We start from the raw sequence: 19,811 nt of genomic DNA, 5'->3' as shown, positions 1-19,811 counted from the left end.
CATGAAACTCGTCACTTTCTCCCACCGCGGCAGGACCTCCATCGGCAAGGTCGCCGGCGCGCGCGTCGTCGACCTTGCCGCGGCCGATTCCTCATTGCCGGGCACCATGCGCGAATTGCTGGCCGGCGGGCGCGCCATGCTGCAGCGGGCGGCCGCCGTCGACCCGCAACTCGCTCCCGGCTATCCGCTGGCCGACGTCAGGCTCGAGGCCCCGGTGCCCAATCCCAGCAAATACCTCGCCATCGGCATGAACTACGGCAAGCACGTGGTCGAGGCCAAGCGCGCCGGCGTCGAGGTGCCCGACAGCCAGGTCTGGTTCAACAAGCAGGTCAGCTGCATCAACGGACCCTACGATCCGGTCCACATGCCGCGCGTCTCCGACAAGCTCGACTACGAGGCCGAGCTGGGCGTCGTGATCGGCACCCGGTGCCGCCACGTGCCGGCCGACAAGGCGCGCGAGGTCATCGCCGGCTATCTCGTCTGCAATGATGTCTCGGTGCGCGACTGGCAGCGGCGCTCGGCCACCATGACGCTGGGCAAGTCGTTCAACACCACGGGCCCCATCGGGCCTTGGATCGTCACCGACGACGAAGTGCCCGATCCGCTGGCGCTGACCCTGCGCATGCGCATCAACGGCGAAACGCGCCAGGAAGCCAGGACGGGCGAGATGATCTACAGCATCTACGAGCAGATCGCCTACCTCTCCACCGTCATGACGCTGGAGCCGGGCGACATCCTCGCCACCGGCACCCCGTCCGGCGTAGGCGCCGCCATGGACCCGCCCTCGTTCCTCAGGGTCGGCGACGTGATGCGCGTCGAAATCGACGGCATCGGCCACATCGAAAACCGCGTCGTCGCCGAACCGGCGTGATGTCCAGCAAGGAGCCAGCCGTGCCCAGAAAAGTCATCATTACCTGCGCCGTCACCGGATCGGTGCACACGCCCAGCATGTCGCCCCACCTGCCCGTCACGCCCGAGCAGATCGCCGACCAGGCCATCGCCGCGGCCCGGGCCGGCGCGGCCATCCTGCACCTGCACGCCCGCCATGAGGCCGACGGGAGACCCGCCTTCGAAGCCGAGATCTACCGTCAATTCCTGCCGCGCATCCACGCCGAAACCGACGCCGTCATCAACATCACCACCGGCGGCTCCCACACCATGACGCTGGAGCAGCGCCTGGCGGGCGCCATCGACGCCTCCGCCGAAATGGCCTCGTGCAACATGGGTTCCATGAACTTCGGCCTGTTCCCGGTGCTCGACAAGATGAAGACCTTCGACTTCGCCTGGGAGCGCGAACACCTGGAGAAGACGCGCAGCGCCATCTTCCGCAACACCTTCGCCGACATCGAGACCATCTTCGAGCGCCTGGGCCAGGCGCACGGCACGCGTTTCGAATTCGAGTGCTACGACGTGGGCCACCTGTACAACCTCAAGCATTTCGTGGACCGCGGGCTCGTGCGCGGGCCGATCTTCCTGCAGTTCGTGCTGGGCGTGCTAGGCGGCATCGGCGCCGATCCCGAGAATCTCGTCCACATGAAGCGCATCGCCGACAAACTGTTCGGCGATGCCTACCAGTGGTCGGTGCTTGCCGCGGGCCGTCACCAGATGCCCATGGTCACGCAGGCCGCGCTGATGGGCGGCAACGTGCGCGTCGGACTCGAGGACTCCCTGTCGGTGGGGCCGGGCGAGCTGGCCACGTCGAACGCGCAGCAGGTGAGCAAGATACGCGGGATACTGGAGTCGTTCGGATTGGAAATCGCAACCCCCGATGAGGCGCGGGCGATGCTGGGGCTGAAGGGGAGGGAAAAGGTCGCGCTGGCGGCGTGAAGGAACGCCCCGGCGAGGCCGCGGGAAGCAAAGGCCGGGAACGCCTATTGCTGCACGACGCCACCACACCATGGAGGCGTCATGAGAGCTACCCATTTCATTCTTTGCGCGGTCGTATCCCTGGCCTCGCCGCTTGCCCTGGCCAACGACAGCCGCACCGACAAGGCGGTCGACGCCGCCAAGCCGACCCAAGGCCACGGCAAGACCCACGACCGCGGCGCCGAACAGAAGGGCGCCCAGGAACTTCCTTCGGGGGCACAGACCGGCGGCATGCGTTCGGGCATCCCCGAGGGAGCCGGCCGCGGCGGCAAAGACCCTGCCGCCAACAAGCCGAGCACGACCGGTCCGGACCAGGCCGCGAAACCGGACAACCGGCGCGGCGCGGGGACGCAGGAGAGCCGCGATTCCTCATCGCGGTAGCAGGTGGAGCGGAGCGCCGTCGCGACATGTCGACGGCATGGCGGCAGATTGTCGCGGCATTCTGCTCGCCAGCAATGCCGACCCTATCGGATGCAGCGCACATCGCTTCCCAGGAAAATAATCAAGCCAGCCGACCTCCCGGCTGACAAGCCAGGGACAGAGGGGACGGATGGGATATATTTGAGTCGCTTCCCAGGGCCAAAAAATTTTTAGGGCTCCTGTAACGAATTATTTGCCCGGTAAGAAGTTGATTCGAGATTGCAATGAGTGACCGCCTTCACACCCACTACGACAATTTGAAGGTGGCGAGAAATGCGCCCCCGGAAGTCATTCGCGCGGCGTACAAGATCCTCGCGCAGAAATACCATCCCGACAGAAACCCCGGGGACGCTGCCGCTGCAAGGGCAATGAAGTTCATCAACGCCGCATACGAAGTGCTGTCGGATCCGGACAGGCGGCGAGAGCACGACGAATGGATTGCAGCCAATGAAGCGGATATGGCCCGGCAAAGCCAGGCTGGGAAGAAAGATGCGCACCCGCATTTTCCACAGGGACAGACCGGAGGCCGGCCGGCCCGCGCCGCCACCTCATCAAGACGCCGGGACAGCGGCGAAAAGCCGCGAGGACGGGCCGTCACGTGGGGGCTGATCATTGCCGTGCTCATAGGCATCTACTACCTGGCCATGCCGACGAAGAAAGGACCGGCGCGCGTGCCGTACTCTTCGGCAGATCCCGTGCAGGCAGAGCCCGCCCCGCCGGCATACGCACCGCCGCTGCTGGCCCCGAACGGGCAGCCTTGGCCCGCTGCAGCAGGCTATGTCAGGGACTATCCGATTCTGAGCAACCGCGGCCTGTCGACGGTGACCATCGACAACACGCAAAGCGGCACGGCTATTTTTGGAAAGCTCAACCATCTGGCGGGATCGGGCTGGACGAGCGTCCGCCATTTTTATATTCCCGCGGGGCAGCAGTTCACGCTGGCGAATGTAGACGCCGGCCACTATGACGTCCGGTACATGTCCCTGGACACGGGCAGCCTATCCAGAACGGAGTCGTTTTACCTCCAGGAAATTCCGGGCTACCAGAGTACCCAGTACACCACGCTGACCATGACTATCTACAAGGTGCGCAACGGGAACATGCGTACTGCTACCATCAGTCCGGCCGAGTTCTGAGGCCCACGCAGGCATCGATGCATCAATGCCTGTGTCCACGTATTTCGGGGACAAGGCATGGGCTGTGCGCGTTCGATGGAAAAAACGGTCGGGCGAATTGCTGCTCGACATTTTTCGGTATCCGATCAGCGTGATGCGAGACGCCTGCTCGAGAGCACAAAACAAACAGCCCCGATGCGTATGCAATCGGGGCTGCTTTTAGATTGGTTGCGGGGACAGGATTTGAACCTGTGACCTTCGGGTTATGAGCCCGACGAGCTGCCAGACTGCTCCACCCCGCGTCTGAGTAAATGAATTATATACCTGCGATCTTCCCGATGCAAATCGACCCAGAGACACGTGACATTCATGCGCGCTCGTGCCGTCCGGCGGAGCCGCCTGTAGGCGACAGCATCGGTGCGGCGCGCGGCCATTCGAGGCGCGATGTGGCGCTGGAGAAAAACGCGGCGTGGGCAACCAGGCACGCGGCCGCTTCTTCCAGCCAGCGCGCGGCGGGCAAGGCGGCGGCATCGGTGGCGCGCAGTTCGCTGGCATAGCCTTGCAGCGCCGCCCCGGCATCGTGGGGCGCGGCGAGGGGCTTGCTCATGGCTTGCAGCGCGCGGCGTATCCACGGCGTTTCGGCCGCATCGGGCCGCTGTTGGAGCAGGGTGCCCATGCGCAGCAGTGCGTGGCCGAGCGCCAGCGCCGCCAGGGCGCCGTCCGCGGTGGAGGCGTCGCCGCCGGCGCGAGCCACCAGTCCCAATATCAGGAAGCGCAGCCTTGCGAGATGGCGTGCGGCCCGCTGCGGCGTGTCGGCACGCTGGGCGATGGCGGCGATTTCGGCGCGCAGCGCGCGCTGCAGGTGCCGCCGGCGCCTGCGCGTGCTCATGGGGATCAGCCATCGATAGACGGCATAGCTTGTGGCGATGCCCGCCAGCAGCAGTATTTCGATCGTCAGCATGGCGGAGGGGGCGGTCGATGCGACGTTGACCGGTTGCGCCAGCACCGCGAACAGCATGTTGAACGCGAGGCCGACGAATGCGGTGCGGCGGTCGGCCTGGACCGCGGCGGCGGCAAGCACGAGCGGAGCGGTCAGCGCGAGCGACAGCCACGCGCTTTCCAGCAGGGGCGCGATGGCGAGGCGCCATGCGAAGGCGATCGCGGCGGCGGCGACGGCGCCGACCAGTATCCGGCGCATGAGCGGAGCCGGTTCGTCGGCCGATGCGAACAACGTAATGAAAATGCAGCTGCCGAGCATGAGGTAGCGCATCGGTTCCCAACCGGAAGCCAGCCATGCCGCGGCCGCCAGGAAGCAGACCGAGAGTCCGCGCGATGCGGCCAGCCGCACGCCGGCGTAATCGGGCCGGCGTGCGGGCAGCGCGTTGACCTGACTGGAAGGCGCAACGCCGGGAAGCGACGCCGCCATGTCGCGATAGCTCGCGGCGATGCTGGCCAGTGTTTGTTCCAGGTCGTCGAGGCAGGTGTCGAACAGCGGATCCGCGCCGCGCAATTGCCGCGTTGCCGTTCGCACGATGGCCAGCGGCATGCCTCGTCCTGCTTCGATGGTGTCGGCCAGGTCGTACAGGCTGGCCTCGAGCTGTTGCAGGTCTTCGCGCAGGGCGGCGGGCAGTGCCGCGGCATGCCGGCGGAGCGCGGGTGCGATGGCGATCAGGTCCAGCAGGGCACCCAGCAGCGCGCGCATGGGCTTGAGGCGACGTCGGTGGGAGAGCGAACCGGCGGCGCAGTCTTCGGCCGTGGCGTCCAATTCGGCCAGCGCGGCCACCAGCCTGCGCGCCTGGGCCTGGGTATCGGGTAGCGGCCGGTTCTCGATGGTCGCCGCCGTGTGCACCAGCGCCTCGCGCACCAGTGCGCGCGCTTTTTCGACGACGGCCGCCGTGGGAGAGGTCGGGTTCCACAAGGCGACGACGAGCAGCGAGGCGGCGATGCCGATCGCGTTGTCGAGCATGCGGGCAATGGCGAAGGCCGTGGCGTCGATCTGCGTGCCTGCCGTCAACACCACGATCACGGCGGTGGTCAGTCCACACAGCGCGGCGCCGTAGGAACGCTGGTGCCGCAGCAGATTGCTGGCGCCGCAGCACAGGGCGACCCAGACGCCGAGGGCGGGCAGCAGCAGGGCGGGAACGCCCCCGGTGACCGTGGCCAGGAAGATGGCGGCAAGGCCGCCGGCCAGAGTGCCGAGCAGCTGGGCCAGGCTGCGTTCGAGCAGCAGGCCGCGCGTGGGCTGGCCGAGCATCCATACCGCCATGGCCGCCCACCAGGGATTGGCGATGGACAGGGCGTTGGCGGCCGCCATCGCCAGCAGCGAGGCAGCGGCCAGGCGCAGCGCAAAGCTGCGGGTGGTGGGATGGCGTAGCGCAGGGAACAAGCGGAAAAGCTGGGTGTGCATCGATGGCCCGTTGAAACTGAGCCTCCTCCAGCTCGGCCGGATCGTGGCGCCCGGCTTTGCGGTACCCGTCGTGGCGGACCGCGGTGGGGATTATAGAGGGTAGCAGCCCGCCCGGCCACGCAGTCGCGGCGGCGTTCAGCTTGCCGACAGGACGATGCAGTCGCGGCCGCGGCGCTTGGCTTCCAGCAAGGCCGCGTCGGCGCGTTCGACGGTTTCCGAATAGTGTTCGCCGTGGCGGTAGGCGCTGATTCCCACGCTGGCGCTGATGGACAGGTTGTTCTCGGGCGCGCAGGCGTGGTCGCGTATGCGCTGGCAGATCCGCTCGGCCAGGACCTGGGCCGACGCCGGCGTGGTGCCCGGCAGCAGCAGCATGAATTCCTCGCCGCCCCAGCGCCCGCACAGGTCGTATTCGCGCAGCGATCCTTCCAGGATGCGGCCGACCTCCACCAGTACGCGATCGCCGGCCGCATGACCCAGCGTGTCGTTGATCAGCTTGAAGTGATCGATGTCCAGCATCGCCACCGTGTAGGGCTGGCCGGAGCGCGAGGAGCGCTCGCTTTCCTCCTTGAGCCGGTGCATGAGATGCCGGCGGTTGGCCAGCCCCGTCAGCACGTCGCGATTGGACGCGTCGCTCAAGGCTACGTTCAGGTCCTGCATCATGCGCTGGTAGTGGTCGGAGATGCGCGCCAGTTTTTCCAATTTGCGAAGCTGCTTCTGGAATCGCTCATCGAGGTCGTTCTCGCGCTGCTTGGCCAGCGACTGATAGCCGTCGGAGATATGGGTGACGCGCTCCAGGCGGGCGGACTGGTCGAGGAAGGCATGCCAAAGCTGGCCCAGGGCCACGTGCAGCGGGTGGTCCAGGTATTCCGGCGTGGCCAGCAGGCGCTCGATGCGCCGGCCTAGGTCCTCGGTGTCGCGTTTCATGGCGGCGGGTCAGTCGTGAGCGACGATGGCGAACGGAAAGGTGCAGTCCTCCCTGAACTCCTCGGCCAGTTCCGCCACCCGCTCGTTGCGCCGGTCGTAGTGCCAGTTGACGGCAACCGGGTGGCCGGCGGCATGGGCGTCTTCGAGCAGATCGAATACGTCCATGATCGCGCGGACGCTGCTGGTATTCAAGTAGAGCAAATGCAGCTCGAGCGACAGCGGACGCTTGCCGTCGGCCAGGAAGCGCTCGACCCAGTCTATGACCTGGTTGAACAGATCGAAGGAGTTTTCCGGATACGAATCGCCGGTCATGGTAAGCACGCCCGCTTCCCAATCGCCGGAGATGGCGGGCGTGGACTGGCTACCCGATATCGTCAAATTGCTCATGCTGGGTACTCTTTACTCAAATGACGGCCCGCAGGCTGAAGAAAGCCCGCCCGGAACCGGTTTCCCGCAGGGACGCGGCGAGCGGCTCGCTGGCCTTGCGGGCGATGTCTATCAGCCCCAGGCCGGCGCCGCTGCTGGCATCGGCGTCGCGGGGCTTGCGCAACTGTTCCTTGTAGCTGGCCTTGAGCTGCGCCTTGTCGAGGCTGGCCAGGGCGTTGATCCGCGCAACCAGCGCCTGGCCGTCGGCGGTCTCGACCACGTTCCCGGCCGACACCACATGGCGGCCGTCTTCCTTGTTCGCGACGATGACCGTGGCGGTGGCCTCGTGCTCGGCATAGCCGTGGGAGCTGGCGTAGTGGCGGATATTCTGCGTCATTTCTATATAGGCGCCGAATACGTCCATCGCCGCCGAAGGCTGCACATGCTCGGCCTGCAGGTAGTTGCGCAGGGCATTGCCGATCTCCTCGATCAGGCTGCGCGAGATGGGGCCGTTGAAGCACAGCATGATACGGTCGCGGTTGAAGCTTTCGCGCATTGCGAATAGGTCGGTCGAATCCATCGTGACTCCGCGCAAAGGTGGCCTACTCGAATTTGAATGACAAAACGGTGATGTCGTCGCGCTGCGGTTGCCGGCCCTGGTAGTCTACCAAGGCCTGGGCAACGGCGCGGGCCTGGGCGTCGAGCGCCAGTCCGGACACCGATCGCAGCAGCTCGACCAGCCGGCGGTTGCCGAAACTGAAGCCGTGCTCTCCCCCGGACTGGTCCAGCAGTCCGTCCGTGACGAAATAGAACGTGCGGCCGGCCAGCGGTACGGTGATGTTGGCGTACTGGCCGATGCGTTTTTCTCCCAGGGCCCGGCGGCCCCCCTTGTATTCCTCGATTTCCGCGGCGCTGCTTGCGTACAGCGCCATTTTTGCGCCGGCGAAACGCAACTGTCCAGCCCCGCGGTCCACGTAGGCGAGGCCGACGTCCATGTTGGTCGCCAGAGCGCGGGGAAGCTCCGCGTCCCGCAGCATGGCCCGCATGGCGGCGTCCGTCCGTGCCAGGATCGCGGCCGGATCGCCCGGGCCGGCTTCGGCGATGGCATGGTCGATGGCGGCGCGCGCCAGCATGGTCATGAGGGCGCCCGCGACGCCATGGCCGGCGCAATCGACCACGCCCAGCAGGCAGTTCTCGCCGTCGGCCCGGAAGACGTAGAAGTCGCCGCCCACGACATCGCGCGGCTTCCACAGGACGAAGTGGTGCGGCCCCAAGGACTGCACCAGTTGCCGATCCGGCAGGATCGCGCGCTGGATCAGGCTGGCGTAGTCGATGGAGTCGTCGATGGTCTTGTGGGTCGCGGCCATGCGCCGGTTCGCTTCCTCCAGCGCCTGGGTGCGTTCGCGCACCCGGCTCTCCAGCTCCTCGGTATGCGAGCGGACTTTTTCGGCCATGACGCCGAAGGCCCGGCTCAGCTCGCCGATCTCGTCCTGGCCGTAGGCCGGCAGCCTGACGTCGTAGCGTCCCACCGACATGGCCTGGGCCGTGTGCTGCAGCCGCCGCAGGGGCGCCAGCACCAGGCGTTCGACCGCGTAGCCGAAGCCCAGCAGCAACAGGGCGAGTACCGCCAGCAGCGACACCAGGGCCGGCGTGAGCCATTGGGAATTGACCACCCGCGCCACGTTCAGGTCCACCGCGGTCATGACGTACCAGCGGAGTTTAGGCAGATAGGTCACCGCGATGGCGGACCTGGCGCCGTTCTGCGCGGCGAACAGCGACACGGCGCTGCCCGGGCTGGAGAACGCGTCGGCCATGGCCTGCTTGAACGCCGAGCGTTCGGAGTCGTTGTCCAGCAGGCCCAGCACCGAGCGGCGGGCGGCTTCCGCAGGGGGCATCGACTTGTAGGCAATGCGCTCGCGGTCCGGGTGGACCTGGATATTGCCCTCGCGATCGAAAATCACCGGCGTCACGCCGGGTTCCACGCCTTCCAGGAAACCTTTGAGGAACGTGCGCAAGTCCAGCCCGGTGCCTATCATGCCGAGCTTGCGGTCGCCGTCGCGCACCTGCACGTTGAACCACAACTTGGTGACGCCGAGATCGTGGTTGAGGTCGATCTGGATGTCGTAGGGCGAGGTGTCCTGCATGGTGGAAAAGAACCACGCGTCCTTGGCCTGGTCGGGCCGGAGCGTATAGCGGGCGGTCTCGACCACGGGGCTGCCGGCGGCGTTGAAGTAATACGAGGGCGTGCCGTCGATGACGAAGTACGAATGGTCGCTGAAGTCGCGCTGGTAGCCTTGCGCTTCCTGGAAGAAGCGGCTGCGCTTGGCGGCGTCGCCGGGATCGCGCAGCCACTCCAGGGTCAGCGTCGAGCCCGCCATGCGCTGGGCCAGCGCCAGTTCGCGCATGACGGGCGCCAGCAATTTCTGCTCGTTGAGCAGCGTGTGGTTGCGGGCATAGGCGACGCCGAAATACTCCCGTACCGCATTGATGCCCTGCCATGCGAGCAGCGCCGCCGGGATCAGCGCCAGGGCGCAGGCGAACAGCAAAGCCAGCAATGATTTTCCTCTCAGCCCCAGCATGGCCATGCGGGTTCCCCTCGACGAGCGCGACGTGCCGATTCGGCAAAGCCGCGATTGTGCCGGGCAGGCGCGGCACATGCAACGAAACGTTGCATGGCGCGGTGAGTAGTCCGCGGTTTCAGCTTATACCTCGCATTACACCGGTATCAGTGGACGCGGGCGGCCGCAGGGCCTAGAGTCAAGGATCGCGAAGCGCGAATCGATCCTTGATTCAGACTATCGGAGACAGGCTTATGACCACGGAGCTTGCCAGAGAGGTCCGGCCCGCCGTGCTTGACGGGGCCGTTCGCTTCACCGCCCGGTTCGAGGGCCGCAAAAGCCAGGAGTTCGAGATTTCGGCAGATGTCCTGCGCGAGCACTTCGGCGCACCCGATGCCTCCCCGGATGCCCTCCTGGCAGCCTTCCATCGTGGCCGGCACGAGATCCTGTCGGCCGCCGCCGAGACCGCCGGCACCCCAACCAGCGGCATCGTCCAGCTCGGCACCGGCGATTTCCGGGCCTGAGCCGCCCGGCCCGCGTTCTTAAGAGGTTTTCGCCGCGGCGCGCCGCCGTGCCGCCGTGGCCAGGCCTATGCCGGCGCCGATCAGCATGATGCCCGCCAGGTGGAAGGCGTGGACGCGCTCGCCCAGGAATGCCACCGCCAGTAGAGTGCCGAACACCGGCATCAGGTGGATGAACAGGCTGGCGGTGCCCGCGCCCACGAGTTCCACGCCGCGGTTGTAGAAGAAGTTGGCGACGATCCCTGGCAACACGATCACGTAGCCGATGGCGAGCACGCTGGGCACGCCGGCCGCGATGCGCGCGCCCTGCAGGTATTCGCGCACGTAGAAAGGCAGCAGTATGAGCGCGCCCATCGTGAAGATGACGGTCAGGAGGCTGAGCGGATGCATGGCTGGCCGCCTGGTGAGCAGGGTGGTATAGAGCCCCCAGACGGTGACCGCCGCGACGATCCACGCGTCGCCGGGGTTCAGCGCCAGCGCGAGGATGTCCTGTGGCCGGCCGCGGGTCGCAATGGTCGCCACGCCTGCCAGCGAGATCGCCACCCCGGCGATCTGCGGCAGCGAGGTCCGCTGGCCCAGCAGCAGGAACGAGAAGAGCAGCGTCACCATCGGGATTGCCGACTGCATCAGCAGTGCGTTCACGGCGGTCGTCCCGTGCAGCCCGATGTAGACCAGGGTGTTGAAGCCCGCGATGCCCAGTAGCGACAGCAGGAGCAGCATGGGCAGGTGCCGCTTGATGGCAGGCAGGTCCGCGCGCAGGTGCCCGCGGGCCAGCACGAGCAGGATCAGCGTGCCGCCGGCCCAGCGCCAGAAGGCCAGCGCGATGGGAGGCACGATCCCGTCGACCGCCCGCCCGACGATGAAGTTGCCCGACCAGAGCAGGACCGTGGTGGTCAAGAGGAAGTAGGCGGAATTCCAGAGCCGGGAAAGAGACATGGACGAGTTCGACGCAATGGTTGCCGGCGTCGCCCCTCGCGGAGCGGCGCGCGCAAGGCGGCATTTTTTGAAAGCTTGTGACAAGCGCGGTCAGACGCTACACTAAGAACCGCTGTAAGAGCTACCGCCCGCGCCGGCAAGGTGCGGCGCGGCCATGCCGGTGGTCATGAATCCGGTGCCGAAACTGCTCTTGCATCATCACAGGCCGGTTCAGCATAACGTAGAACTCCGCCAGCTCGCCCTGCAGGTCGGTCGGGCCGGTCGTCCAGGCCGCATGCTCTAAGAATCAGAACCCGTATTGGGAACCATACGGATTACGCCCGTTTGATCACACGCTCATGAACACCAGCGAGGCAAGACTCGTGCTGGAGACTGCGCTGTTGTGCGCGCAGGAACCGTTGCAATTGTCGGAATTGCGCAAGCTGTTCGCCGACGAAGTCGGCAACGATACGATACGTGGCCTCTTGCAGGACATACACCAGGCATGGGCCGATCGAGGCATCGAGCTGGTGGCCCTGGCCAGCGGCTGGCGGTTCCAGAGCCGCGCTTCCATGCGGCCTTACCTCGAGCGGCTCAACCCGGAAAAGCCGCCCAAGTACTCCCGGGCGGTCATGGAGACGCTGGCCATCGTGGCCTACCGGCAGCCCGTCACGCGCGGCGACATCGAAGAGATCCGCGGCGTCACGGTGTCTTCCCAGGTCATCAAGACGCTCGAGGACCGTGGCTGGATCGAAGTGATCGGCCATCGCGACGCGCCGGGCCGGCCGGCCCTGTTCGGCACGACCCGTCACTTCCTGGACGATCTGGGCCTTAAGGCGCTCGACGAGTTGCCGCCGCTGGAATCGGCCGAGTCCGTGGCCGCCTTGAGCGGCCTGGATGGCTCGGGCGATTTGTCGCTGGCCATGGACGGTCCCGGGCAGGACGTGGAACTGGAGGTCGAGACCGCCGCCAACGACGAGTCCGTGCCGGCGGAGGGCGCCGAAGAGCAGGGCGAGGCGCCGGACGCTGCCGCCGGCGAGCGGCGCGGCGCTGCCGAAGACGAGCTTGCCGCGGATGCGGGCGAGCCGGCCGAGAGTGATGCCGCGGCCGATGACGGCCTGCCGGAAGAGGCCGATGACCTGGCGGAGCCAGCCGGATCGGAAGCGGCGGCACCGGCCGATGCGGCGGATGTTGCCGGGGCCGATGGCTCGGGCGCCGAAACCGAGGCGCCTTTGCGCTTCGCGCACGACGAACAAATGGAAACGACCGTCGAGACCGGCACCGTGGCGGTCGAGGTCGATGATCAGGACGTCCGGATGGCCCGGGAAGCGGGGCCGGACGACGTTGCCGGCCCAGGCGCGGACGATCCCGGCGCCGATGTGGCCGCGGCGCCCGCCGGGCCGCAAACCGATGCCCGGATGCAGGAAGCGGTGGCGCAGGCCGACCAGGCCGGCCACGAAGACACGGATATGCAGTCGCCCGACGCCGAGCCGGCGTCCGGTGCCGAGGACGGTGAGTCCTCTGTTACGAAGACAAGCAACAAAGACCATACATGAACGACACTACGCACGATATGCCCTCTGCCGAGAGCGTGGAGGCGCCCGAGGCTCCGATGGAGACCGGGGCGCCCGCGCAGGAAAAGGCCCGGGGGCGGCGGAATTTGCGTACGCCTTTCCGCCGTCGCCGGCCCGCCGATGAGGCGGCGCCTCCGGCCGAGGCCGCGCCCGAGGCGGCGCCGGCCGCCGAAGGCGAGCAAGCCTCGCTGTTTCCCGCGGACGCCAAACCGCCGCGCCGCAAGCCGCGCGACGGCAAGAAAGCCAAGCCGCAGCGCCGCGAGGGCGCCAGGAACCGCGAGGCGCAGCCGCAGGCCGAGGTCGAGTCCGAATCCGCCCAGCTGGCGTTGCCGGAATTGAGCCCCGAGGCGCAGCGGGCGGCCGAGAAAGAGGCCGAACAGGCGCTGGCCTACCTCGAGAAGGCCCCCGACCTGAAGCGCCGCCTTGGCAAGTACCTTGCCAGCGAAGCGGTCATGCCCAAGCTGCACAAGGTATTGGCCGACGCGGGCATCGGCTCGCGGCGCGAGATGGAAGAACTGATCGTGGCCGGCCGCGTGTCGGTCAACGGCGAGCCGGCCCACATCGGCCAGCGCGTGGCGCCCAACGACCAGGTGCGCGTGAACGGCAAGCTGGTGCAGCGCCGCCATGCCTCGCGACCGCCCCGGGTGGTGCTCTATCACAAGCCTGCCGGCGAGATCGTCACCCAGGACGATCCGGAAGGCCGCGCCACGGTGTTCTCGCGCCTGCCCAAGATCAAGAACGGCAAATGGATCTCCATCGGCCGTCTCGACCTCAATACCGAAGGCCTGCTGATCTTCACGACTTCCGGCGATCTCGCCAACCGGCTCATGCATCCGCGCTACGGCCAGGAACGCGAATACGCGGTGCGCGTGCTCGGCGAAATGACCGATGAGCAGCGCGAGGCCCTGGTGCAGGGCGTGCAGCTCGACGACGGCATGGCCGCCTTCGGCGCCCTGGACTATCTGGGCGGCGACGGCAGCAATCGCTGGTATCGCGTCACGCTGCAGGAGGGCCGCAACCGCGAGGTGCGGCGCATGTTCGAATCGCAGGGCGTGGTCGTGAGCCGGCTCCTGCGCACCCGCTTCGGCGATATTTCCCTGCCGCGCGGATTGCGCCGCGGCCGCTGGGAGGAACTGGATCCCGCATTGGTGACCGCCTTGCAGGTCCAGCTAGGCCTGATCCGCGCCGACGACGAAGGCGGCGGGCGGCGGGGCCGGCGCAGCATCCAGCCCGTCTCGCACGAGGCCGCCTTGCCGCCCGGTTTCGGCACGCTCGAGCAGAACGGCATGCATGGCGCCCGCATCGGCCGCAAGGGCCGGATTCAGGGCGGCAAGGTCGGCGTGCCGGGCGTGGGGCAGAGCTTTCCTTCGGATCCCTACGGCACGGGCCTGAGCTTCGCGGGCGGCCTGCCCAACGGTCATCCTCACGGCGCGCCCGAGCGCGCCAATGGCGCGGGCCGCAAGCGCGGCAAGAAGCCGCAGCGCCCGGGAGGGCAGCCGGCCGCGGGCCGCAAGCCGCAGGACGGCGAGATCTCCGCCACCGGCCGCGCGCAGCGCGGCCGCCAGGGCAAGCCCGGCAACCGCCCCAAGGCCGGCAAGGGGCCGGCCCGTGGCGGCGCGGATGAGCGCCAGCCCCGCAGCGCCTCGGCCCACGAGTCGCACCTGGGGTTCCTGGGCGGCGCAGGCGGGCGTGCCCGCCGCGGTCGCGGATGACCCTCCCCGGGGTGTCACGGCGGTGTCAACTTGAAAAAAAGGCCGATTTGGCTTAACATTTACAGGCTAGACACCGCGTTTAGGGTCCAGTGCACGAACAGGCACTTTTCGAGCCGGTTTTATCCACAGTGATTTCCACCTTACGCGATGGGGCGGCCCGCGATGTTCCAATGGCCAGCGGGGGCTGCCGGTGGTGTGTATGGCGGGAGGGTTCCCCGGTTGAAAGGCGGCTTTCGGCACCCGTGCCCAGAGGCTGGTTCTCCGGTTGAGTCCTCCGACAACAGAACAGGCGAGCGTTCGGTACTTTGCAGCGCAGCTGCGCGCGGTCCGGGCGATGTCGCAAAATGGGCTGGGCCGTGCAGCCCATTTTTTTTTGGTTTTCCGGTTCGCATCCGTCGAGCCGTCGGCCAGGTGCCGGGCGACGGACCGCAGGCGGGCATGGCGGCATGCAGAACATGCCGATCACGAACGAGGGCGCATAACGAGGCATGGCAGATCTTTTTCAGCTTACCGAACAATCCCTGGCAGGCATGGGGATTGAACTGGTCGACGTGGAACGCGCCGGGCAGGGGCTGCTGCGTGTCACGATAGATCGCGAAGGCGGTGTGCGCATCGAGGATTGCGAAGCCGTATCCAGGCAGTTGTCGCGAGTCTACGAGGTCGAGAACATCGATTACGCGCGTCTGGAGGTCGGCTCGCCCGGCACCGACCGGCCCCTGCGCACCGCCAGGGATTTCACGCGTTTCGCCGGCGAACGCGCGCAGGTCAAGCTGCGCCAGCCGTTCGACGGCCGCAAGGTGTTCACCGGCACGCTGGTCGTGCCGGAAGCCGATCCGGCCGACCCGGCGGATGGCGCAAACAAGGGATCCGAACCCGCGACGTTCGGTATCGAATTCGAAGCAAAGGAAGGGGAAATCCAGGTGTTGCGGTTCACGCTCGATGAAGTCGAGCGTGCCAAGCTGGATCCGGTTCTGAATTTCAGGGGCAAAAAGCGATGAGCCGCGAGATTCTATTGTTGGTGGACGCGCTGGCGCGCGAGAAGAACGTCACGCGCGACGTGGTGTTCGGCGCGCTCGAAAGCGCGCTGGCTTCCGCCATGAAGAAGCTCTACAAAGAAGATGTCGACATCCGCGTCGCGATCGACCGCGACACGGGCGATCACGAGGCGTTTCGCCGGTGGCTGGTCGTGCCCGACGAGGCCGGCCTGCAGATGCCCGACCAGCAGACGCTGCTGTCGGAGGCGCGCGACGTCGTTCCCAACATCGAGGTTGGCGAATACATCGAGGAGCCGCTCGAACCCATCGAGTTCGGGCGCATCGGCGCGCAGGCCGCCAAGCAGGTCATCCTGCAGAAGATCCGCGACGCCGAGCGCGAGCAGCTGCTGAACGATTTCCTCGAGCGTGGCGAGTCCATCGTGTCCGGCACCATCAAGCGCATGGACAAGGGCGACGCCATCATCGAGATCGGCAAGGTCGAGGCGCGCCTGCCGCGCTCGGAAATGATCCCGAAGGAGAACCTGCGCGTGGGCGACCGCGTGCGCGCCTACCTGAAGGGCATCGACCGCCAGGCCCGCGGCCAGCAGATCATCCTGTCGCGCGCCACGCCGCTGTTCATCGCCCAGCTGTTCGAGAACGAAGTGCCCGAGATCGAGCAGGGCCTGCTGGAGCTCAAGGGCGCGGCCCGCGATCCGGGCGTGCGCGCCAAGATCGCCGTCGTGGCGCACGACCGCCGCATCGACCCGATCGGCACCTGCGTCGGCATGCGCGGTTCGCGCGTGCAGGCGGTGCGCAACGAACTGGGCGGCGAGCAGGTCGATATCGTGCTATGGTCCGAGGATCCGGCGCAATTCGTGATCGGCGCGCTGGCGCCGGCCAACGTTCAGTCCATCGTGGTCGACGAAGACCGCCATGCCATGGACGTCGTGGTCGACGAGGACAACCTGGCGATCGCCATCGGCCGCAGCGGCCAGAACGTGCGTCTGGCCTCCGAGCTGACCGGCTGGCAGATCAACATCATGACGCCGGACGAAAGCCAGGCCAAGCAGGAGCAGGAGCACACCGCCTTGCGCGAGACCTTCATGACGAAGCTGGACGTCGACCAGGAAGTGGCCGACATCCTGATCGAGGAAGGTTTCACGGGCCTGGAGGAAATCGCCTACGTGCCGATCCAGGAGCTGCTGGAAATCGAGGCCTTCGACGAAGACACGATCAACGAGCTGCGCAATCGCGCCCGCAATGCCTTGCTGACCGAGGCGATCGCGCAGGAAGAACGGGTCGAGACGGCACAGGACCTGCTGAGTCTGGAAGGCGTGACGCCGGAGCTGGCCGCCAAGCTGGCGGAAGGGCAGGTGTTCACGCGCGACGACCTGGCGGACCTGTCCGTCGACGAACTGACCGAATTGACCGGCATCGATGAAGAAGAGGCCAAGCAACTCATCGTCCGTGCGCGCGCGCACTGGTTCGAGCAGGCTTGAGTTTGCCCATACCGTCGATCAGCCACACCGGGGAAGAGAAACGAATGTCGAGTAACACTGTCGCCCAGTTCGCAACCGAGCTGAAATTGCCCGCCAACGTACTGCTGGAGCAGCTGCGCGCCGCGGGCGTAAGCATCAAGTCGGTCGACGACACCGTCACCGAAAGCGACAAGGCACAACTGCTCGAATCGTTGCGCCGCGCCCACGGTGCGTCGGAAGACCGCAAGAAGATCACGGTGACCCGCAAGCAGACCTCCGAGATCAAGCAGGCCGACGCCACCGGCAAGGCCCGCACGATCCAGGTCGAGGTCCGCAAGAAGCGCGTATTCATCAAGCGCGACACCGCCGACGGCGCCGAGCTCGAAACCGGCGGCCGCGACGAAGAGACGCGCGTTTCCGAGGCCGAGGCCGCGGCCCGCGAAGCCGAACGCATCGCCCGCGAACAGGAAGAGGCGCGCCAGCGCGCCGAAGCCGAGGAGCGCGAGCGCCGCGAGGCCGAGGCGCGCCTGCGCGAAGCCGAGGAACAGGCACGCCTGGCAGCCGAGCGCGCAGCCAAGGAGGCCGAGGAAGCCGCGGCCGAAGCCGAACGAGCCAAACAGGCTGCCGCCGAGGCCGCAGCCGCCCAGTCCACCCACCCTGCCGTGCCCGAGGGAGGGGCTGCAGTGAGCGATGTCGTAGCAAGCCAGGCTGCGTCGAGCGCCGAGGCGGCGCGCGTCAAGGCCGACGAAGCCCGCAAGAAGGCCGAAGAAATGCGCAAGGCGGATGCCAAGGCCGCCGAGGCCCGCGAGAAGGCCCGCCGCGCCGCCGAGGCCGAGGCCGCGGCCCTGCGCGAGATGCTGAACCGTCCGCGCAACAAGGTTCTGCACGCGCCGCAGCCCGCACCCGCGCCCGCGGCGCCTACGACCCCCATCGCCGGCACGCTGCACAAGCCGGCTGCCAAGGCCGCCACGCAGGAGGCCAAGGAAGCCGCCGCTCCCGCGGCCAAGAAGGACGACAAGCCGGCACCCGGCAAGAAGGTCCTCAAGGCCGGCGCCGTCGCGTCCACCTGGTCCGACGATGCCGCCCGCAAGAAGGGTCTCAAGACGCGTGGCGATTCCTCAGCCGGCGCGAGCCGCGACGGCTGGCGAGGCGGCGGCCGCGGCGGCAAGAACCGCCAGCAGGAGCAGAAGTCGCAGCAAGTGGTCGAGAACATCGTGCGCGAAGTGCACGTGCCCGAGACCATCTCGGTGGCCGACCTCGCCCACAAGATGGCGGTCAAGGCGGCCGAGGTCATCAAGGTCCTCATGAAGATGGGCCAGATGGTGACCATCAACCAGGTGCTGGACCAGGAAACCGCGATGATCGTGGTCGAGGAACTCGGCCACACCGCCATTGCGGCCAAGCTGGACGATCCCGAGGCCTTCCTGGACGAGGCGCCGGCTTCCGACGCGGTCGAGATGCCGCGCGCTCCCGTCGTGACCGTCATGGGCCACGTCGACCACGGCAAGACCTCGCTGCTGGACTACATCCGCCGCGCCAAGGTCGCCTCGGGCGAAGCGGGCGGGATCACCCAGCACATCGGCGCCTACCACGTGGAAACCGAGCGCGGCGTGATCACCTTCCTCGACACCCCGGGTCACGAGGCGTTCACGGCCATGCGGGCGCGCGGCGCCCAGGCCACCGACATCGTGATCCTGGTGGTGGCGGCCGACGACGGCGTCATGCCCCAGACCAAGGAAGCGATCCACCACGCCAAGGCGGCGGGCGTGCCCATCGTGGTGGCGATCAACAAGATCGACAAGCCCGAAGGCAACCCCGACCGCGTCAAGCAGGAACTGGTGGCCGAGGAAGTCGTGCCCGAGGAATACGGCGGCGACTCGCCGTTCGTTCCCGTGTCGGCCAAGACCGGCGAGGGCATCGACGAGCTGCTCGAGCAGGTGCTGCTGCAAGCCGAAATCCTGGAACTCAAGGCGCCTGTCGATGCGCCGGCCAAGGGCCTGGTCATCGAAGCCAAGCTGGACAAGGGCCGCGGCCCGGTCGCCACCATCCTCGTGCAGAGCGGCACGCTCCGGCGCGGCGACGTGGTGCTGGCCGGCGCGAGCTTCGGCCGCGTGCGCGCCATGCTGGACGAGATCGGCAAGCCGATCTCCGAGGCAGGACCGTCGATTCCGGTCGAGATCCAGGGCCTGACCGAGGTGCCGGCCGCGGGCGACGAGCTGATCGTGCTCAACGACGAGCGCAAGGCGCGCGAGATCGCGCTGTTCCGCCAGGGCAAGTTCCGCGATGTCAAGCTGGCCCGCCAGCAGGCCGCCAAGCTCGAGTCGCTGTTCGACAACATGGGCGAGGGCGTGCAGACGCTGGCGCTCATCGTCAAGACCGACGTCCAGGGTTCGCAGGAAGCGCTGGTGCAGGCGCTCACCAAGCTGTCCACGGACGAGGTGCGCGTGCAGGTCGTGCACGCGGCGGTCGGCGGCGTCTCCGAGAGCGACATCAACCTGGCCATCGCCTCGAAGGCCGTGGTCATCGGCTTCAACGTGCGGGCGGATGCCAGCGCCAAGAAGCTGGCCGAGAACAACGGCATCGACGTGCGCTACTACAACATCATCTACGACGCCGTGGATGACGTGAAGTCGGCCATGTCGGGCATGCTGGCTCCCGAGAAGCGCGAAGAGGTCATCGGCCTGGTCGAGATCCGCGAGGTCTACAACGTGTCGCGCATCGGCAACATCGCCGGCTGCATGGTGCTCGATGGCGTGGTGCGCCGCAATTCGCAGGTCCGCCTGCTGCGCAACAACGTGGTCCAGTGGACCGGCGAGGTCGATTCGCTGCGCCGCTTCAAGGACGACGTGCGCGAGGTCAAGGCAGGCTTCGACTGCGGTATCACGCTGCGTAACAACAATGACATCGCGATCGGCGACCAGCTCGAGGTGTTCGAGGTGAAGGAAGTGGCGCGCACCCTGTAAAGGGCGCGTTGCAGGCAG

The 19,811-nt window shown here is 67.1% G+C and carries 16 protein-coding genes and 1 tRNA gene; 10 read left to right on the top strand and 7 right to left on the bottom strand.

The features are described from left to right. The first annotated feature begins 1 nt into the window (after position 1). The 4 genes from CDO44_RS15645 (at position 2) to CDO44_RS15630 (ending at position 3,422) form a co-directional block, all read left to right on the top strand. The gene (locus CDO44_RS15645) at positions 2–871 is read left to right on the top strand and encodes a fumarylacetoacetate hydrolase family protein (protein ID WP_087781137.1); all 870 of its coding nucleotides are present in this window, start codon (positions 2–4) and stop codon (positions 869–871) included. After that, positions 871–1,827 carry a 3-keto-5-aminohexanoate cleavage protein gene (locus CDO44_RS15640; protein ID WP_087781136.1) on the top strand — a complete coding sequence of 319 codons (957 nt, stop codon included), beginning with the start codon at positions 871–873 and terminating at the stop codon, positions 1,825–1,827. Before CDO44_RS15645 ends, CDO44_RS15640 begins: the two co-directional genes overlap by 1 nt. 81 nt (positions 1,828–1,908) lie before the next feature. After that, entirely contained in the window at positions 1,909–2,247 is a 339-nt protein-coding gene (locus tag CDO44_RS15635; protein ID WP_087781135.1) for a hypothetical protein, read from the top strand. 263 nt (positions 2,248–2,510) lie between these two features. Next, positions 2,511–3,422 (top strand): J domain-containing protein, encoded by a 912-nt coding sequence (locus CDO44_RS15630; protein ID WP_087781134.1) that lies wholly within the window; start codon positions 2,511–2,513, stop codon positions 3,420–3,422. Positions 3,423–3,626: 204 nt separating this feature from the next. Here CDO44_RS15630 and CDO44_RS15625 read toward each other — a convergent pair. The 6 genes from CDO44_RS15625 to siaA all read right to left on the bottom strand — a co-directional run bounded on the left by CDO44_RS15625 (position 3,627) and on the right by siaA (position 9,677). Next, positions 3,627–3,703 (bottom strand) — tRNA-Met (locus tag CDO44_RS15625). A 65-nt stretch (positions 3,704–3,768) separates the two neighbouring features. Then, entirely contained in the window at positions 3,769–5,808 is a 2,040-nt protein-coding gene (locus tag CDO44_RS15620; RefSeq protein ID WP_087781133.1) for an FUSC family protein, read from the bottom strand. Between the two features lie 135 nt (positions 5,809–5,943). Beyond that, positions 5,944–6,732 carry a biofilm regulation diguanylate cyclase SiaD gene (siaD, locus tag CDO44_RS15615; RefSeq protein ID WP_087781132.1) on the bottom strand — a complete coding sequence of 263 codons (789 nt, stop codon included), beginning with the start codon at positions 6,730–6,732 and terminating at the stop codon, positions 5,944–5,946. Between the two features lie 9 nt (positions 6,733–6,741). After that, positions 6,742–7,119, bottom strand: coding sequence for a biofilm regulation phosphoprotein SiaC (gene siaC / locus CDO44_RS15610; RefSeq protein ID WP_087781131.1), 378 nt, complete (start codon positions 7,117–7,119; stop codon positions 6,742–6,744). 16 nt (positions 7,120–7,135) lie between these two features. Continuing rightward, entirely contained in the window at positions 7,136–7,678 is a 543-nt protein-coding gene (siaB, locus tag CDO44_RS15605; RefSeq protein ID WP_087781130.1) for a biofilm regulation protein kinase SiaB, read from the bottom strand. Between the two features lie 22 nt (positions 7,679–7,700). Beyond that, positions 7,701–9,677 carry a biofilm regulation protein phosphatase SiaA gene (gene siaA / locus CDO44_RS15600; RefSeq protein ID WP_369824687.1) on the bottom strand — a complete coding sequence of 659 codons (1,977 nt, stop codon included), beginning with the start codon at positions 9,675–9,677 and terminating at the stop codon, positions 7,701–7,703. A 233-nt stretch (positions 9,678–9,910) separates the two neighbouring features. On the opposite strand from siaA, the gene CDO44_RS15595 reads away from it, so the two are divergent. Continuing rightward, on the top strand, positions 9,911–10,180 hold the full coding sequence (locus CDO44_RS15595) for a DUF1488 family protein (RefSeq protein WP_087781128.1): 270 nt from the start codon (positions 9,911–9,913) through the stop codon (positions 10,178–10,180). An 18-nt stretch (positions 10,181–10,198) separates the two neighbouring features. Here the strand turns inward: CDO44_RS15595 and CDO44_RS15590 are convergent, their stop codons facing one another. After that, complete coding sequence (locus CDO44_RS15590) at positions 10,199–11,113, bottom strand: DMT family transporter (RefSeq protein WP_087781127.1); 915 nt, start codon at positions 11,111–11,113, stop codon at positions 10,199–10,201. A gap of 338 nt (positions 11,114–11,451) precedes the next feature. Here CDO44_RS15590 and scpB point away from each other — a divergent pair, with 338 nt between their 5' ends. The 5 genes from scpB to infB all read left to right on the top strand — a co-directional run bounded on the left by scpB (position 11,452) and on the right by infB (position 19,793). Further along, positions 11,452–12,648 (top strand): SMC-Scp complex subunit ScpB, encoded by a 1,197-nt coding sequence (scpB, locus tag CDO44_RS15585; protein ID WP_087781126.1) that lies wholly within the window; start codon positions 11,452–11,454, stop codon positions 12,646–12,648. After that, a complete protein-coding gene (gene rluB, locus CDO44_RS15580; protein WP_087781125.1) occupies positions 12,645–14,378 on the top strand; it encodes a 23S rRNA pseudouridine(2605) synthase RluB in 1,734 nt (577 codons plus the stop codon). Before scpB ends, rluB begins: the two co-directional genes overlap by 4 nt. Before the next feature lie 488 nt (positions 14,379–14,866). Then, positions 14,867–15,376, top strand: coding sequence for a ribosome maturation factor RimP (gene rimP, locus CDO44_RS15575; protein WP_087781124.1), 510 nt, complete (start codon positions 14,867–14,869; stop codon positions 15,374–15,376). Beyond that, complete coding sequence (gene nusA / locus CDO44_RS15570) at positions 15,373–16,851, top strand: transcription termination factor NusA (protein ID WP_087781123.1); 1,479 nt, start codon at positions 15,373–15,375, stop codon at positions 16,849–16,851. The genes rimP and nusA overlap by 4 nt, the downstream gene beginning before the upstream one ends. A gap of 44 nt (positions 16,852–16,895) precedes the next feature. Then, positions 16,896–19,793, top strand: coding sequence for a translation initiation factor IF-2 (gene infB, locus CDO44_RS15565; protein ID WP_087781122.1), 2,898 nt, complete (start codon positions 16,896–16,898; stop codon positions 19,791–19,793). Positions 19,794–19,811: the final 18 nt, after the last annotated feature.

Origin of the sequence: Pigmentiphaga sp. NML080357, assembly GCF_002188465.1 — a bacterium.
Lineage (GTDB): Bacteria > Pseudomonadota > Gammaproteobacteria > Burkholderiales > Burkholderiaceae_B > Pigmentiphaga.
The sequence above is the reverse complement of the archived record's forward strand: the minus strand, read 5'-3'. Positions and strand labels throughout refer to the sequence as shown.